Origin of the sequence: Helicobacter pylori FD535, from assembly GCF_000296015.2 — a bacterium.
Taxonomy (GTDB): domain Bacteria; phylum Campylobacterota; class Campylobacteria; order Campylobacterales; family Helicobacteraceae; genus Helicobacter; species Helicobacter pylori_CT.
The window spans coordinates 1-17148 of sequence record NZ_AKHP02000028.1 but is presented as its reverse complement, the minus strand read 5'-3'; the positions used below and the strand labels follow the sequence as shown (position 1 = coordinate 17148).

Below are 17148 nucleotides of genomic sequence, written 5' to 3'. Positions count from 1 at the left end.
TAAAAACCAATAAAAATAAAAGAGATAACAAATAAGACAAAAGAAAGAATAAGCCCAATCCTTCAAAACTAAGCAAAAGAAGTTCTTTTGTCAGGTAATACTCTTGGGCTTTTAATAAGCGAATATTAAAAGCTTTTCTCTAGAAAGGAGGTGATCCAACCGCAGGTTCACCTACGGTTACCTTGTTACGACTTCACCCCAGTCGCTGTGTGTGCCGTGGGCAGTAGCCAATTTAGCATCCTGACTTAAGGCAAACACAACTCCCATGGTGTGACGGGCGGTGAGTACAAGACCCGGGAACGTATTCACCGCAACATGGCTGATTTGCGATTACTAGCGATTCCAGCTTCATGCAGGCGAGTTGCAGCCTACAATCCGAACTGAGAGGTGTTTTGAAGATTGGCTCCACTTCGCAGTATTGCTTCTCTTTGTGCACCCCATTGTAGCACGTGTGTAGCCCTAGGCGTAAGGGCCATGATGACTTGACGTCGTCCCCACCTTCCTCCTCCTTACGGAGGCAGTATCCTTAGAGTTCTCAGCATGACCTGTTAGCAACTAAGAAAGGGGGTTGCGCTCGTTGCGGGACTTAACCCAACATCTCACGACACGAGCTGACGACAGCCGTGCAGCACCTGTTTTCAAGGTCTGGCAAGCCAGACACTCCACTATTTCTAGCGGATTCTCTCAATGTCAAGCCTAGGTAAGGTTCTTCGTGTATCTTCGAATTAAACCACATGCTCCACCGCTTGTGCGGGTCCCCGTCTATTCCTTTGAGTTTTAATCTTGCGACCGTACTCCCCAGGCGGGATGCTTAATGCGTTAGCTGCATTACTGGAGAGACTAAGCCCTCCAACAACTAGCATCCATCGTTTAGGGCGTGGACTACCAGGGTATCTAATCCTGTTTGCTCCCCACGCTTTCGCGCAATCAGCGTCAGTAATGTTCCAGCAGGTCGCCTTCGCAATGAGTATTCCTCTTGATCTCTACGGATTTTACCCCTACACCAAGAATTCCACCTACCTCTCCCACACTCTAGAATAGTAGTTTCAAATGCAGTTCTATGGTTAAGCCATAGGATTTCACACCTGACTGACTATCCCGCCTACGCGCTCTTTACGCCCAGTGATTCCGAGTAACGCTTGCACCCTCCGTATTACCGCGGCTGCTGGCACGGAGTTAGCCGGTGCTTATTCGTTAGATACCGTCATTATCTTCTCTAACAAAAGGAGTTTACAATCCTAAAACCTTCATCCTCCACGCAGCGTTGCTGCTTCAGGGTTTCCCCCATTGAGCAATATTCCCTACTGCTGCCTCCCGTAGGAGTCTGGACCGTGTCTCAGTTCCAGTGTGTCCGTTCACCCTCTCAGGCCGGATACCCGTCATAGCCTTGGTAAGCCATTACCTTACCAACAAGCTGATAGGACATAGGCTGATCTCTTAGCGATAAATCTTTCCCCCGTAGGGAGTATCTGGTATTAATCATCGTTTCCAATGGCTATCCCAAACTAAGAGGCACATGACCTATGCGTTACTCACCCGTGCGCCACTAATCAGCATTCTAGCAAGCTAGAAGCTTCATCGTTCGACTTGCATGTATTAGGCACGCCGCCAGCGTTCACTCTGAGCCAGGATCAAACTCTCCATAAAAGTGTTTGTCCTAAAGCTCTTTTGTTTTTTGATAGGCTGTTGTTATTCTTAACAACAGCTTTAGCGTATCACAAGAACTCGTTTTATTTGATTATTGAATAAAACGGGTTGTGTTCTTAAGTATTACAACAACAAAACAGAAAGAAACTTTTTAAAAAGGTTTAGCTAAACGCTAACCTAGTAAATACTCTCATGCCAATTAACCATCAATCATCATCATACAATCAATGATTATTGAACAGCACTCGTTGGATAAGAATTTCTCATAATAGAATGAAAGCGATTGAAACCCTCACTCTTTATAATAAGTCATCCTTAAAATCATTTTAGAATATCCCTTTAAAAAGAACTTCTATCAATTTGCTTAGTTTTCAAAGATCGTTTGCTTTAATCAGCTATCCTTGTAAGGTATCAAGCGGCTTTTAAAAGCCCTTGCTGAAACAAGGAAATGAAAGTATAGTCATACAAAGCTTAAGGTTTGCTTAAATCTAGGGAATGTTTGGGAAAATATTTTGAAATTTTAGAGCACTTAAAAATCGCACGATCTTTTCTTTAGGGATAATCACCAAACTTTCGTGGTTTTCTAAAGTGCTGCTAGCCATTCCCATAAACTCCCCCACTTCGCTAAAATAAGGCCTCCCTCCCCACAACACGCTCCCCTTTTTAAAAGAAGCATCAAGCGAAAGAAACTTTTTAGATTTCAAAAGTTCAGCCACAGAAATGTCCGTTGTCTGTATAGAAAAAGAATTCTCCTCATTCAATGCCGGGTAGTAGAGATCAGAATTGGGTGTTTTTTGATTGGTATAAGGATTTGAATGAAAAGTTTGAGCGTATTTTGTGTAAATCCTTGCATGATAATAGCTCTCTTCTCTTTTATGGCAATAATCGTCTCTAAAATCGGCGGTTTTTAAAAGCGAAAGCCCTTGATTCCTATCCATCGCTTCAAGGCGCAAGCTGGCTATACAAATCAGCTCTTTAGCGCTGCTGTCTTGCATTTTGGCTAAAATCGTTTTAGGATACAAGCCATTAGAATAAAGCGTTTCAGAAGAAGCGATATAACGCCCGTTTTCTAGCAAAGTCGCATAGCCTTCTTTATAAGTCCCATCGCTAAAATACACTTTCAATAACGCAACAGAATAAACCCATGCAGGGAGTGTTGGATCAAGGGGCGGATCGTCTCTAACGATTTGAATGTTATTAGCGTTCATCATGCATGAAAATAAAACGATACAACAACCAACCGCTAATCTTTTATGCCAAAACGCCATTATCAAACTTACCGCTTAAATTTCAAAAGTATCCTACGACACTATCGGCTAAAATACCATTTGTTTTAATTTGTTGCTATAATAGATCGTTTGAATGACAAAAGCTTACCGCAAAGGTTTATGATGGATCCAATTAAAACTTATGAAATTAAAGAAGAAGAGCTTGCAAAAACCGCTTACGCCACGATCAAAACCAATAAAGGCAATATCGCTCTAGAGCTTTTTTACAAAGACGCACCCCAAGCGGTGAGTAACTTTGTAGCTCTGGCTAAAGAGGGTTTTTATGATGGGCTTAATTTCCATCGTGTGATCGCAGGCTTTGTGGCTCAAGGAGGTTGCCCTTATGGCACAGGCACAGGCGGGCCAGGACACCGCATTAAATGCGAAGTGGCCCATAACCCCAACAAGCACAAAAGAGGCTCACTCTCTATGGCACATGCCGGAAAAGACACAGGAGGGAGTCAATTTTTCTTGTGTTTTGTGGATTTGCCCCATTTAGATGGCGAGCACACCGTGTTTGGCAAAATCAAAAACGCAGAAAGCCTTAATGTCTTGGATAAAATCAAACAAGGCGATATTATAGAGAGCGTTGTGTTTAGCTCTTCTCTATAAAGGAACAAGAAATTAAACATGCTCATACTCAGCCGCAAAGTTAATGAGGGGATTATCATTGATGATAACATCCACATTAAAGTCATTTCTATAGATAGAGGGAGTGTGCGTTTGGGGTTTGAAGCGCCTGAAAGCACCCTTATTTTGCGCACTGAACTCAAAGAGGCCATTGTGAGCGAAAACCAAAAAGCTTCTGTGTGCGTAGATGAAAGCTTGTTAGAGAACATCAAAAAGGTCATTAAGCCTTGATGCATGCTTTTGAAGTTTATCCTAAAGTCAATATTTTTTTAAAAATCCTCCACAAAGAAGGGGCTTACCATAAGCTCATTTCTCGCATGTGTTTGGTCAAAGATAAGCTAAAGGATATTATCAGCGTCAAAAGCGCGCTTTCCTTTTCACTCAAAGGGGATTTTGATTGCCCTTTAGAAGAAAACTCGCTCTTTAAAGCCCTCCAAATTTTAAAAAATTTTTTAAAATCAAAAAATTTCTCTCATTCTGTCATCAAATCCCTAGACACCCTAGCGATTGAAGTGGAAAAAAACATCCCCACTCAAGCCGGATTAGGCGGTGGGAGTGCTGATGCTGGGGGGTTATTGTATCATCTGAATCAGATTTTTGACTGGCGTTTGAGTTTAGAAGAGCTTTATAGCTTGGGATCTTTAGTGGGCACGGACACCAATTTTTTCATCTCGCAATACAAAAGCGCTAACGCCACTTCTTATGGCGAAGTCATTGAAAATTTTGAAGAAGAGCCTTTAGAAAACCGCCTAGAAATCTATGCGCCAAATCATGTTTTTTGCAGCACCAAAGCCGTTTATCAAGCTTATAAGCCTGAAACTTGTTTTTCTCAAGCTAAAGAGTGGCTTAAAAAACCGAGTTTAGAATGCCTAAAGACTTGCGACAGGAACAAATTAAACGATCTTTTAAAACCGGCTTTACTCACTAACCAAGCCTTAAGAGATATAGAAAGCGAATTAGGCAAGGAGTGGTTTTTTAGCGGGAGCGGGAGCGCGTTTTTTAGGTTAAAGCCTGCGCAAAAAGGGGGCGAATGAAACTCATTGCCAGCAATAAAAAAGCCTATTTTGATTATGAAATTTTGGAAACTTTAGAAGCGGGATTAGCGCTTTTAGGCTCTGAAGTGAAGGCTTTGAGGCAAACTCGGGTGAATTTAAAAGATAATTTTGTTAAAATAATCAAAGGAGAAGCTTTTTTATTTGGTGTTCATATATCATATTTAGATACAATCCATGCGTATTACAAGCCCAATGAAAGGCGAGAGCGTAAGTTGCTTTTACACAAAAAGCAATTATTGAAATGGCAGATTGAAGCGTCTAAGGAACGCTTGAGTATCGTAGGATTGAAATTGTATTTTAACCAAAGAAATAGAGCTAAAATCCAAATTGCTTTAGTGAAAGGAAAAAGATTGCACGACAAAAGACAAAGTCTCAAAGAAAAAGCACTCAATAAAGAAATTCTTGCTGATTTAAAACACCACTTTAAAGGATAATAATGAAAGAAATGGTAGATTATGGGATTATAGGGTTTTTGATCTTTTTATCAGTCATCGTTATAGCGATCGCAATAGAAAGGTTGTGGTTTTTTGCCACTCTTCGTGTAGATGACTACACAGACAGGCGTAAATTAGAATTAGCCCTACACAAACGACTGACTTTAGTGGCCACGATTGGCTCTAACGCCCCTTATATTGGCCTTTTAGGAACGGTTATGGGGATCATGCTCACTTTTATGGATTTAGGATCCGCTTCTGGCATTGACACTAAAGCGATCATGACTAATTTAGCCCTTGCTTTAAAAGCGACTGGCATGGGGTTATTGGTAGCGATCCCTGCGATTGTGATCTATAACTTGCTCGTGAGAAAAAGCGAGATTTTAGTCACTAAATGGGATATTTTCCACCACCCGGTCGACACGCAATCCCATGAGATTTATAACAAAGCCTAAGGATTGAGCGGTGAAAAAAGTAGAATCCATGAATGTGGTGCCTTTCATTGACATCATGCTTGTGTTGCTAGTGATCGTGCTTACAACAGCGTCTTTTGTGCAAACTTCAAAGCTTCCTATTAGCATTCCCCAAGTGGATAAAGACAGCACTGATTCTAAAGATGTGTTGGACAAAAAACAAGTTACGATCTCCATTTCTAATAAAGGCTCTTTCTATTTAGACGATAAAGAAATCAGCTTTGAAAATTTAAAACACAAGGTTTCCACTTTGGCTAAAGACACCCCTATTGTCTTGCAAGGCGATAAAAAAAGCAATTTGGATAACTTTATCAAAGTCGTGGATTTGTTACAAACGAATAATCTGAAGCAGCTTTACATTCTTGTTGAAGATAAAAAGAATCAAAAAAATTAGTTTTAGTCAATTTTTAGCATTCTTTAGCTAAAATCTGTGTTTATGTTTAATTTTTATCAAGGGAGTTTTAAATGAAACGCACTTACCAACCACACAACACACCAAGAAAGCGAACCCATGGCTTTCTTGTGAGAATGAAAACCAAAAACGGGCGCAAGGTGATTAATGCCAGACGAGCTAAGGGCAGAAAAAAGCTTTCCGTCTAAACCCTATGACTCTTTAAAAAACAAGAGTGAGTTTGATAGGGTTTATCAAAAGGGCTTCAAAAAACACAACCCTTTTTTTTCGCTCTTTGTTTTGGATGTATCAAAAGAGCCACCAAAGGAAAAAGAGGGCTTTAAAGATCCGCTCTCTTGTAGGCTTAAAGACAAAAAAGCACTTTATTTATTAGGTTTAAGCGTGTCCAAAAAAGTCGGCAACGCCGTGAAACGAAACCTTATCAAACGCCGTTTGCGTTCGCTCACCTTAAAGCATGCTGCGCTTTGTCAAGGGCTTGCTTTGGTGTTTGTGCCTAGAAGCGATTGTTACCATTTAGATTTTTGGGCTTTAGAAAAACATTTTTTAGAAATGCTAACTTCCATTAAAAACTATATGAACAAAGCCTTAAAAGGCTTGAAAAAAGGAATGACTCATACCTATGCGAAACAATAAAACGCCTTTTTTGAGCGCGATTTTTACGGCATCAATTAGGGGTTACCAACGCTTTTTTTCGGCTTTCACCTTTTCAAGCTGTCGGTTTTACCCCACTTGCTCCAACTACGCTCTGTGGTTGCTTTATTTTGAAAACCCTTTGAGCGCTATGGGCAAAATCGCTATAAGGATACTCTCATGCAACCCTTTTTGCTCTGGAGGCATTGCTTACCCCACTACTCGCTTGAAACGCCCTAGTTTGCTCCAATCTCATAAAGATTTTAACCGCAATTTTAAAACCATTACTTTTTGGCTCATTCCTGCAAAAAGCCACGCAACTTACTACATCATTAAGGTTTAATCACAATGGATAAAAACAACAACACCAATACCCGCTTGATTTTAGCGATCGCTCTGTCTTTCTTGTTTATCACTCTTTATAGCTATTTTTTCCAAAAACCAAACAAAACAACAACCCAAACCACAAAGCAAGAAACAACCAACAACCACACAGCAACAAGTCCTAACACGCCCAACGCTTTTAGCGTTACCCAAACAATCCCCCAAGAGAATTTATTAAGCACGATTTCTTTTGAGCATGCTAGAATTGAAATTGATTCTTTAGGGCGTATCAAACAGGTTTATCTCAAGGATAAAAAGTATCTAACTCCTAAAGAAAAGGGCTTTTTAGAGCATGTGGGCCATCTTTTTAACCCCAAAGCTAACCCGCAAACCCCCCTAAAAGAACTCCCCCTTTTAGCAGCCGATAAACTCAAACCTTTAGAAGTGCGTTTTTTAGACCCCACGCTCAATAACAAAGCGTTCAACACCCCTTATAGCGCTTCAAAAACCACTCTTGGGCCTAATGAACAGCTTGTTTTAACCCAAGATTTAGGCGCTCTTACCATCATTAAAACCCTGACTTTTTATGATGATTTGCATTATGATTTAAAAATCGCCTTCAAATCGTCTAATAATATTATCCCTAGCTATGTGATCACCAATGGTTACAGGCCGGTGGCTGATTTGGACAGCTACACCTTTTCAGGCGTGCTTTTAGAAAATAACGACAAAAAAATTGAAAAAATTGAAGATAAAGACGCTAAAGAGATCAAACGCTTTTCTAACACCCTCTTTTTATCCAGCGTGGATAGGTATTTCACCACCTTGCTTTTCACTGAAAATCCTCAAGGTTTTGAAGCCTTAATCGATTCAGAAATCGGCACTAAAAACCCCTTAGGGTTCATTTCTTTTAAAAATGAAGCGAATTTGCATGGTTATATTGGCCCTAAAGATTACCGCTCTTTGAAAGCGATTTCACCCATGCTCACTGATGTGATAGAGTATGGCTTAATCACTTTCTTTGCTAAAGGCGTGTTTGTTTTACTGGATTATTTGTATCAATTTGTGGGCAATTGGGGTTGGGCTATCATTCTTTTAACGATTATCGTGCGCCTAATCCTTTACCCCTTAAGCTATAAGGGCATGGTGAGCATGCAAAAGCTCAAGGAATTAACCCCTAAAATGAAAGAGCTCCAAGAAAAATACAAGGGCGAACCCCAAAAGTTGCAAGCCCATATGATGCAGCTTTACAAAAAACATGGGGCCAACCCGCTAGGGGGTTGTCTGCCCTTAATCTTACAAATCCCGGTGTTTTTTGCGATTTATAGAGTGCTTTATAACGCTGTGGAATTGAAAAGCTCAGAGTGGATCTTATGGATTCATGATTTATCTATCATGGACCCGTATTTTATTTTACCGCTTCTTATGGGAGCGTCTATGTATTGGCACCAAAGCGTTACGCCAAACACCATGACCGATCCCATGCAAGCGAAGATTTTTAAACTCTTACCCCTATTATTCACAATCTTTTTAATCACTTTCCCTGCAGGGTTAGTCTTGTATTGGACCACGAACAACATCCTTTCGGTGTTGCAACAACTCATCATTAATAAAGTTTTAGAGAATAAAAAACATGCGCACGCGCAAAACAAAAAGGAAAGTTGATGCAAAATTTTATTGAAATCAAAGCCAAAACCTTAGAAGAAGCCCTCATTCAAGCTTCTATCGCCTTGAATTGCCCCATTATTAATTTGCAATATGAAGTCATTCAAACGCCCTCTAAAGGTTTTTTAAATATAGGTAAAAAAGAAGCCATTATTTTAGCGAGCGTTAAAGAAAGCGTCAAAGCGGTTAAAGAAGAGAGCGTTAAAGAAACCCACACGAAAGAAATCCATCAAAGCGCAGAAGAAAAAAAACAAAAATTAGAAACAAAAACACCGCAAGAAGAAACAATTACCCCTAAACCCCCTAAAAAAAACCTTAAAGAAGAATCTCACAATGAAGACAAACTCCATGAGATTAAACAAGAATTGAAAGACTTATTCTCCCATTTGCCTTATAAAATCAACAAAGTGGAGGTGAGTCTTTATGAACCGGGGGTTTTATTGATTGATATTGATGGCGAAGATTCCGCTCTTTTAATTGGCGAAAAAGGCTATCGTTACAAAGCCCTTTCTTACTTGCTCTTTAATTGGATCCACCCTGCTTATGGCTATAATATCCGCTTAGAAATCTCCACCTTTTTACAAAACCAAGAAAAAGTTATGGAAGCGCAACTCCAAAGCACAATCATGACCGTGCATGAAGTGGGTAAGGGGCAGATGAAAGCCCCTGATGGCGTTTTGACCTATATCGCTTTAAAGAAATTACGAAAAGCGTTCCCTAACAAATACGTTTCCATCAAAACCAATTTAAACGATGAAAAATACATCGTCATCAACGACTTTAACAATGAATGACACCATCGCCGCTATCGCTACCCCTTTAGGCAAGGGAGCGATTAGCATTATTAAAATCAGCGGCAATAACGCTCTAAACATTCTCAAACAACTCACCCAAAAACAAGACTTCACCCCCAGATACGCTTATGTGCGCGATATTTTTTCTAATGGCGTTTTATTAGACAAAGCGTTAGCGATTTATTTCAAAGCCCCTTATAGTTTCACCGGTGAAGACGTGTGCGAAATCCAATGCCATGGAAGCCCCCTTTTAGCGCAAAATATCCTTCAAACTTGTTTGAATTTAGGGGCTAGGCTTGCTAAAGCGGGGGAATTTAGCAAAAAAGCCTTTTTAAACCATAAAATGGATTTGAGCGAAATTGAAGCGAGCGTTCAACTCATCCTTTGCGAAGATGAAAGCGTTTTAAACGCTCTAGCCAGGCAGCTTAAAGGCGAGTTAAAAATTTTTATTGAAGAGGCTAGGAACGATCTTTTAAAGCTTTTGGCCAGATCAGAAGTTTTGATTGACTATAGCGAAGAAGACATTCCTAGCGATTTTTTAAATGAAGTGTCTCTTAACTTAGAAAAACAAATCGCCTCTTTTAAAGACTTACTGGATTTTTCTAATGCGCAAAAACAAAGGAATAAAGGGCATGCCTTAAGCATTGTTGGCAAACCCAATGCTGGCAAAAGTTCTTTATTAAACGCCATGCTTTTAGAAGAAAGGGCTTTAGTGAGCGATATTAAAGGCACAACAAGAGACACTATAGAAGAAGTCATTGAACTAAAAGGGCATAAGGTGCGCTTGATTGATACCGCTGGCATTAGAGAGAGCGCGGATGAAATAGAACGCTTAGGGGTTGAAAAAAGCCTTAAAAGTTTAGAAAATTGCGACATTATTTTAGGCGTGTTCGATCTTTCTAAACCTCTAGAAAAAGAAGATTTTAACCTTATTGACACCCTTAATCGCGCTAAAAAGCCTTGCATTGTTGTCTTGAATAAAAACGATTTAGCCCCTAAACTGGAGCTTGAAATCTTAAAATCTTCTCTTAAAATCCCTTATTCTTTACTAGAAACTAACACCCTAAATTCCAAGGCTTGTTTGAAAGATTTGAGCCAAAAAATCAGCGCCTTTTTCCCCAAACTAGACACTCAAAACAAGCTTTTACTCACTTCCATAGCCCAAAAAACCGCCCTAGAAAACGCCATTTTTGAATTGCAAAACGCTCAAAACCATTCAGAAACTTTAGAGCTTTTTTCTTATCATCTTTTAAGTGCGATAGAAAACTTGAACTTGCTCACCCGCCCTTATGAAACCAGCCAAATGCTAGACAGCATGTTCAGCGAATTTTGCTTAGGCAAATGAAACCGCTTAAAGAATGGATTAAAAACCCCTTTTTAGCGCTACTTTTTAAGACTTTTTACCCATTAGCGCCGTTTAATATCCATATTCACAAAAAACAATACTGCCATTTTTCAAAAAGGGGTAAAATAAGCTAGTTTAAAATATATACATACTATAAACTACTTTTGAGTAAAAATGTTAAAAAAGACCATTAAGGAGATTTTATGTTAAAACTCGCTAGCCAAACGATTTGTTTGTCCCTAATCGGATCATTCACCGCTTTAGAAGCCTACCAAAAGCACCAAAAAGACGGCTTTTTTATAGAAGCCGGGTTTGAAACTGGGCTATTGCAAGGCACACAAACCCAAGAACAAACCATAGCCACAACTCAAGAAAAACCCAAACCCAAACCAAAGCCCAAACCCATTACCCCTCAAAGCACCTATGGGAAATACTACATCTCCCAAAGCACCATTTTAAAGAACGCGACTGAGTTGTTTGCAGAGGACAATATCACCAACTTAACCTTTTATTCTCAAACCCCTGTGTATGTAACCGCTTATAACCAAGAAAGCGCTGAAGAAGCAGGCTATGGTGATAATAGCTTGATTATGATACAAAACTTCTTGCCTTATAATTTAAACAATATTGAGCTGAGTTACACAGACAATCAAGGCAATGTAGTCAGTTTGGGCGTGATAGAAACTATCCCTAAACAATCTCAAATCATTCTGCCCGCAAGCTTGTTTAACGATCCGCAGCTTAACGCTGATGGCTTCCAACAACTCCAAACCGCCACCACAAAATTTTCTGATGCCAGCACGCAAAATCTGTTTGATAAGCTCAGTAAGGTTACGACCAATCTTCAAATGACTTATATCAATTACAACCAATTTTCTAGCGGTAACGGCACTGGTTCTAAACCCCCATGCCCTCCATACGAAAATCAAGAAAATTGTGTGGCTAAAGTGCCGCCTTTCACCTCTCAAGACGCTAAAAATTTGACCAATTTAATGCTGAATATGATGGCGGTGTTTGATTCTAAATCTTGGGAAGATGCGGTTAAAAACGCTCCTTTCCAGTTTAGCGACAACAACCTCTCAGCACCATGTTATTCTGATTACCTTACATGCATAAATCCTTACAACGATGGGCTTGTGGATCCTAAATTGATCGCTAAAAACGCTGGAGATGAATACAATATAGAAAACGGGCAAACAGGCTCAGTGATATTAACGCCGCAAGATGTTATCTATAGCTATAGAGTCGCTAATAATATTTATGTGAATCTCTTGCCCACAAGAGGAGGGGATTTGGGGTTAGGGTCTCAATATGGCGGCCCGAATGGCCCAGGCGATGATGGCACCAATTATGGCGCTTTAGGGATATTGTCTCCTTTCTTAGATCCTGAAATACTGTTTGGCAAAGAATTGAATAAAGTCGCCATCATGCAATTAAGAGACATTATCCATGAATACGGGCACACTTTAGGCTATACGCATAATGGGAACATGACTTATCAAAGGGTGCGCATGTGTGAAGAAGGCAGTGGGCCAGAAGAGCGCTGTAAGGGCGGGAAAATAGAGCAAGTGAATGGACAAGAAGTGCAAGTGTTTGACAACGGGCACGAAGTGCGAGATACCGATGGCTCTACTTATGATGTGTGCTCTCGTTTTGGCGGCCAAGGTCAGCCCGCTTTCCCTAGCAGTTACCCCAATTCCATCTATACTGATTGCTCCCAAGTCCCCGCCGGGCTTATAGGCGTTACCAGCGCGGTGTGGCAGCAACTCATTGATCAAAACGCCCTACCGGTGGATTACACTAATTTGAGCAGCCAAACCAACTATTTAAACGCTAGTTTGAACACGCAAGATTTTGCGACCACTATGCTTAGCGCTATCAGCCAAAGCCTTTCATCTACTAAATCTAGCGCCACTACCTATCGCGCTTCAAAAACCTCACGGCCCTTTAGAGCCCCCCTATTAGGCGTCAATCTTAAAATGGGCTATCAAAAATACTTTAATGATTACCTAGGGTTGTCTTCTTATGGCATCATCAAATACAACTACGCTCAAGCCAATAACGAAAAAATCCAACAATTAAGCTATGGCGTGGGAATGGATGTGTTATTTGATTTTATCACCAATTACACTAACGAAAAGAACCCTAAAAACAATCTGACCAAGAAAGTTTTCACTTCATCTCTTGGGGTGTTTGGGGGGTTAAGGGGCTTATACAATAGCTATTATTTGTTGAACCAATACAAAGGGAGCGGTAATTTAAATGTGACCGGTGGGTTGAATTACCGCTACAAGCATTCTAAATATTCTGTAGGCATTAGCGTTCCTTTAGCCCAGTTGAAATCTAGGGTCGTTTCTAGCGATGGCACAACCACCAATTCTATCACCCTGAATGAAGGGGGCAGCCATTTTAAAGTGTTTTTTAATTACGGGTGGATATTTTAGAGGGGGTTAAAAATATTCTTTAACTCTAGCTCTAAAACGCTCTTTTTAGGCTCTCTTGTAGGCGGTTTTAACCTTGTTTTATGTGTGGGTGTGGGAGTTCGCTCTTTTTATTCTCGTATCCGCTTGCGCGATTTCTCTAATCTCGTTGGAGCTTTTTTCTATCTCATTTGTTTTTCTCATGTTTTTGTTCTCCTTTTTTCGTATTCAAACGCCCCTTTTTAAGCGGTCGTTTGGTTTAAAATTGCGTTAGTTTTTAAAAAAGTTTGTTAGTTTGTGGGGCAAAAAGATAGACCCTAGCTTAGAGGGATTTGAAAGCCCAAAGTCATTTGGTTTTTTCAAACAATCTCGCTTGTGTAGGCTCGTGAAACACCCAAACGCTAAAGCGATTGGGCTTCCTAGACTGATGTTGGGGGAAAGTTTGGTTCTCACTCTGTGCCCCTAATCATAGGGATTTTACAGAGTTTGATCTCCAACGCATTCCCTACAGGTCTCACACATCATATCTATAAAGGCGTAACTTTGTGCACTTCCTACGCTAGATACAAATGTATGGGGGTATTATACTACAAAGATGTTTGAGATTTCTGCTTGGGTGGTTTTAAAAAGATTTTAGTTTTTGTTAATTTTAGTTTTTAGCGGGTGTGGTTTTAGAGGAGTTTGTGGGATAAAGAGTATTGAATGATGTTTTAGTTTATTTGGCAAGAACAAAAGCCACAAACCTTTAGAGGGTTATTTTAATAGGTGCGAAAACGCCACGCCAAACAAATAATAACGCTACAAAACTGAATGAATAAGCATAAAGCAAGATTAATACCTTGCTTATAGCCCCGTATTGCCCTGCCCTTCTTTATTGGCATAATCTTTCAATTCTTTATAAAGCAAAGATTGTAAGCGCGTGATAGCAAAATTCTTATTCTTTTCATCCACTTCAAGGCTTCTGTTCAATACAGGCGTGCCTTGACAATCGCTCGCGTTAACAACCACTCTAATGCGTGTGGTGCCATTAGCGCTGTCTGTGAAAACTTCATTTTTGATTTGATAGAGTTTGTCTTCATCGCTAGGGGTTAGCACTCTGGCATAAGCGCTTGTGAGAGCGGCTTTAATCTCTGTATTGCTGTTGTTATCAAAAGTGATTTGCACTTTAGGTTTGAAAGCGTTTTGATAATAGATTTTTTCATAATTTTCTAACGAACCCACCGGGACAGAATACGCCTTTAAAATCCTTTCTATAGGCATCGCCTTAGCCAATAAATCCCCCATGCTTTTAGATTGCTGTAAAAAAACCCCTTTGCAAACCTTAGGCATTAAGGTGGAAAACTGCCCATAAAGAGCGTTATACTTATCCCTTAAACCCTGCAAAAACAAGTTTTGATTAATCCTTACTCTGGTGTAGTAGATCCCTTTTTGCGCTTCTTGATTGACAATCTCTACATTATTCAATTCCAAGTCATCGGTCTTTAAGTTAATCGTTTGCGAATCACTGGATTTTAACTTATTATCCACACGACTTTTTTGGATATGGATTTGGGAATTAACCACCACGCTAATAGACGCCACTAAATCCGCTAACGCTTTTTGTTTAGAAGCCTCTTTAGAAGTGGCTGAACCACTCCCATAAAGATAGCCTTTTTGGGTGTTTGTTTTGTTATAGGCCTTGCTATACCACTTAGGCTCTGCGCTCAAATTGGCACCCACAAAAGCCATAAGGCATGCAAGAATAATCTTTTTCATTATTAATCCTTACTCATTCGTTAAAGCGACATGCTTCTTAGTGATCTTTAGAAGCACATAAACTTTATCCGTATCAATAAAAGTGGCCTTTAGCTCACTAGCCTTAATCTCTATTTTATCCCCCTTGAAAGCTTCCATCACTTTCTCTAAGGCGTTTTGTCTGGCTGAGGACAAGCTATAATCCATATCTGAAAGCAATATATCGCTCATCCCACACACTAAAATTTTTTCGTCTTTGGTTTGGGTCTTTTCAATCTGCACTTCTTTTGAGCAATCTTTTGCCCACTTAGGCAAGGATTTCCCCCATGCAACTCCCAACACTAAAGCAAGCGCGATAGCAAGGCGTTTCATCAAAACCCTACTTTTTAACCATGCCTAACTCTTCGCGCACTTTATCCACAATTTGCTTATCCAAGCCCACTAAAACAAAAACCCTATCTTTACCGACATAGCGGGCAAGCATTTTAGAAGCGATCAATTCCTTATCCACCAATTGAGAAATTTTTTCAGTATCAGTGCCGCTGATGGACCTTTTACCAGAAGCGTCTACCGTTCTGGTTTTTTCATTTTCCAAATCTTTTTGTAAAGTGGATTTTAGATTCGCCGCTAAATTAGCCCTGGCCTTCGCTGTAGCCTGATTCGTAGAATAATCCACATCATTATTAGTGATCAAATCCTCAGCCCTTCCTAAAAAGACCCCTGAATATTTTTCATACTTCGCCACTTTTTCCAAATCCCCTACTACCCAATCAGGAGCGCCTTTAGTCGCTTCTTTGTATGCCTTATTGCTTTTACTGATACCTGATTTTGGGGCATGGCTGCAACCTACGATCACCATCGCTGCTATCACACTCATCCCTAAAATTTTTTTAACTTGATTTTTCATTGTTCATCCTTTCAAATATAAATTTAAAACATACGCTTATTGCTAGCATTTTTCACAATAGGCTTAACATCACTCCATACCTCTTCACCCGTTTTCCTGTTAGTAAGGCTTAGGGTGAAGTCATAGTCTAAACGCTGCCTAGAACTACTAATAGAGGCTGCGATACTAGATACTTTACCACTTAAAGATAAATCAGCGGCTTTTAAAGTGCCTTTTTCTACAGTGGTGTCTTGATTATACTCTTCGCTCTCTCGTTCTTTTTCGCGCTGTTTCACCATTCTGCTATCCGCTGCAATGCCACTCCCTCCGCTCGCCCTTGTGATATTGAACCTCCCGTTAGATCGCAACCGCAACTGCCGCGCGATTTCAGTCGTGAGAAGATTCATATCCAAATTGGGTTGCGTGGTGTCGTTAATCACATCTGAGACTTCAATCAAATGCTTGCCCTTGAGTTGCTCAAAATTAGGGTCGCTAAACATGGAATCTAGCATCGCGTTAGCGGTTAGCAATAAATCCGTGCTATTAATGCTTGCAGTCGTATTTTTAGTGGCATCATTCACATTTTGATAAGTTGCCATTTCGCTTGAGCAACCCACCCACAATAAAGTGCTCAAAATCACCGAGCTTATAATTTTTAATTTTGTTTTCAATACCATAGTGATAGAAACTCCCTATTCAAAATTTAAAACAGATACTTCCGTTCCTAATTTTAAACTTCTAATATAAACACACAGTGTTTTTGCGGATTTTAGCATTTTATGCATCTTTTTTTTCACATTTTACAAGTTCTAGCCCTACAAATTCTACACTGCGAGCATTAATACCACAAATTCGCTCATTTTTAGCTTAATTAAAGAAACTTTTTTAACAAACATGCTTATTTAAAAACGATAAAAAACGATTTTTTGAGATAAAGAAAGATAAAAGCTATTTGAAGTTAGCCCCCCTATCAAAAAAGGGGCTAAAAAAGATTTCTACAAGTTCTTATTTTAAGACTCTTTAACGCTCTTTATAAAAGCGTTTTAATCGCGTCTTCAATCGGCTTTGAAGATCCAGGCTCTACAAGCCTTTCACCCACTTCTTTCCCGTTTTTGTAAAAAATCAAAGTGGGGATCTTGCGGATGCCTAAGCTCTCTTTTAGATCTTGGCTCTCATCAAAAGAAACCTTAAAAAATTCCACCTTGCCTTGGTAAGTTTTGGCTAAATTTTCTATAATCGGCTCAATCTTCCTGCAATCTGGGCACCAGCTCGCCCCAACATTAACCACCACCGCTTGATGAGCGATTTTCTCTGCGTAATTCTTCCCGTTAATCATTTCTGACATGATAATCCTTATTTTTTAATTTCCCCCAACTTTGAAGTATAGCATAACTCGTAAGCTAATCCCCTTTAACATTAGCCGCATTAGCC

General features: G+C 39.9%; 19 protein-coding genes and 1 rRNA gene. 13 read left to right on the top strand and 7 right to left on the bottom strand.

Going from position 1 to position 17148, the window contains the following annotated elements; translation table 11 throughout:
• Positions 1 to 143: 143 nt before the first annotated feature.
• Positions 144 to 1647 (bottom strand): 16S ribosomal RNA (locus DV63_RS13280).
• A 488-nt stretch (positions 1648 to 2135) separates the two neighbouring features.
• Positions 2136 to 2915, bottom strand: a complete 780-nt coding sequence (locus DV63_RS13275; RefSeq protein WP_000896347.1) for a hypothetical protein — start codon at positions 2913 to 2915, stop codon at positions 2136 to 2138.
• Positions 2916 to 3038: 123 nt separating this feature from the next.
• On the opposite strand from DV63_RS13275, the gene DV63_RS13270 reads away from it, so the two are divergent.
• From DV63_RS13270 to DV63_RS13210, 13 genes are all read left to right on the top strand, one after another.
• Positions 3039 to 3527: a peptidylprolyl isomerase gene (locus DV63_RS13270; protein ID WP_017179809.1), complete on the top strand. Its 489-nt coding sequence runs from the start codon at positions 3039 to 3041 to the stop codon at positions 3525 to 3527.
• Between the two features lie 18 nt (positions 3528 to 3545).
• Positions 3546 to 3776, top strand: coding sequence for a carbon storage regulator (locus DV63_RS13265; protein ID WP_000906439.1), 231 nt, complete (start codon positions 3546 to 3548; stop codon positions 3774 to 3776).
• Positions 3776 to 4579, top strand: a complete 804-nt coding sequence (locus tag DV63_RS13260; RefSeq protein ID WP_000542965.1) for a 4-(cytidine 5'-diphospho)-2-C-methyl-D-erythritol kinase — start codon at positions 3776 to 3778, stop codon at positions 4577 to 4579. The genes DV63_RS13265 and DV63_RS13260 overlap by 1 nt, the downstream gene beginning before the upstream one ends.
• Positions 4576 to 5034: an SsrA-binding protein gene (gene smpB / locus DV63_RS13255; RefSeq protein WP_000766480.1), complete on the top strand. Its 459-nt coding sequence runs from the start codon at positions 4576 to 4578 to the stop codon at positions 5032 to 5034. Before DV63_RS13260 ends, smpB begins: the two co-directional genes overlap by 4 nt.
• Positions 5035 to 5036: 2 nt before the next feature.
• Entirely contained in the window at positions 5037 to 5489 is a 453-nt protein-coding gene (exbB, locus tag DV63_RS13250; protein WP_000661837.1) for a TonB-system energizer ExbB, read from the top strand.
• A 10-nt stretch (positions 5490 to 5499) separates the two neighbouring features.
• On the top strand, positions 5500 to 5901 hold the full coding sequence (locus DV63_RS13245) for an ExbD/TolR family protein (RefSeq protein ID WP_000755086.1): 402 nt from the start codon (positions 5500 to 5502) through the stop codon (positions 5899 to 5901).
• 71 nt (positions 5902 to 5972) lie between these two features.
• A complete protein-coding gene (gene rpmH / locus DV63_RS13240; protein ID WP_001847286.1) occupies positions 5973 to 6107 on the top strand; it encodes a 50S ribosomal protein L34 in 135 nt (44 codons plus the stop codon).
• Positions 6067 to 6552, top strand: coding sequence for a ribonuclease P protein component (gene rnpA / locus DV63_RS13235; RefSeq protein WP_001112487.1), 486 nt, complete (start codon positions 6067 to 6069; stop codon positions 6550 to 6552). The genes rpmH and rnpA overlap by 41 nt, the downstream gene beginning before the upstream one ends.
• Entirely contained in the window at positions 6539 to 6892 is a 354-nt protein-coding gene (gene yidD / locus DV63_RS13230) for a membrane protein insertion efficiency factor YidD (RefSeq protein WP_001245490.1), read from the top strand. The genes rnpA and yidD overlap by 14 nt, the downstream gene beginning before the upstream one ends.
• 5 nt (positions 6893 to 6897) lie before the next feature.
• A complete protein-coding gene (gene yidC, locus DV63_RS13225) occupies positions 6898 to 8538 on the top strand; it encodes a membrane protein insertase YidC (protein WP_000360246.1) in 1641 nt (546 codons plus the stop codon).
• Positions 8538 to 9332, top strand: coding sequence for a Jag N-terminal domain-containing protein (locus DV63_RS13220; RefSeq protein ID WP_001178828.1), 795 nt, complete (start codon positions 8538 to 8540; stop codon positions 9330 to 9332). The genes yidC and DV63_RS13220 overlap by 1 nt, the downstream gene beginning before the upstream one ends.
• Positions 9325 to 10677: a tRNA uridine-5-carboxymethylaminomethyl(34) synthesis GTPase MnmE gene (gene mnmE / locus DV63_RS13215; protein WP_017179808.1), complete on the top strand. Its 1353-nt coding sequence runs from the start codon at positions 9325 to 9327 to the stop codon at positions 10675 to 10677. The genes DV63_RS13220 and mnmE overlap by 8 nt, the downstream gene beginning before the upstream one ends.
• A gap of 203 nt (positions 10678 to 10880) precedes the next feature.
• Positions 10881 to 13121 (top strand): outer membrane beta-barrel protein, encoded by a 2241-nt coding sequence (locus tag DV63_RS13210; RefSeq protein WP_000915458.1) that lies wholly within the window; start codon positions 10881 to 10883, stop codon positions 13119 to 13121.
• 819 nt (positions 13122 to 13940) lie between these two features.
• Here DV63_RS13210 and DV63_RS13205 read toward each other — a convergent pair.
• From DV63_RS13205 to DV63_RS13185, 5 genes are all read right to left on the bottom strand, one after another.
• Positions 13941 to 14852: an LPP20 family lipoprotein gene (locus DV63_RS13205; RefSeq protein WP_000720398.1), complete on the bottom strand. Its 912-nt coding sequence runs from the start codon at positions 14850 to 14852 to the stop codon at positions 13941 to 13943.
• 9 nt (positions 14853 to 14861) lie between these two features.
• Positions 14862 to 15203 (bottom strand): hypothetical protein, encoded by a 342-nt coding sequence (locus DV63_RS13200; RefSeq protein WP_000824749.1) that lies wholly within the window; start codon positions 15201 to 15203, stop codon positions 14862 to 14864.
• A gap of 7 nt (positions 15204 to 15210) precedes the next feature.
• On the bottom strand, positions 15211 to 15738 hold the full coding sequence (locus DV63_RS13195; RefSeq protein ID WP_000795968.1) for an LPP20 family lipoprotein: 528 nt from the start codon (positions 15736 to 15738) through the stop codon (positions 15211 to 15213).
• Between the two features lie 23 nt (positions 15739 to 15761).
• Positions 15762 to 16394 (bottom strand): penicillin-binding protein activator LpoB, encoded by a 633-nt coding sequence (gene lpoB, locus DV63_RS13190; RefSeq protein WP_000243401.1) that lies wholly within the window; start codon positions 16392 to 16394, stop codon positions 15762 to 15764.
• Positions 16395 to 16747: 353 nt separating this feature from the next.
• Positions 16748 to 17062, bottom strand: coding sequence for a thioredoxin family protein (locus DV63_RS13185; protein WP_001293257.1), 315 nt, complete (start codon positions 17060 to 17062; stop codon positions 16748 to 16750).
• Between the last annotated feature and the right edge of the window lie 86 nt (positions 17063 to 17148).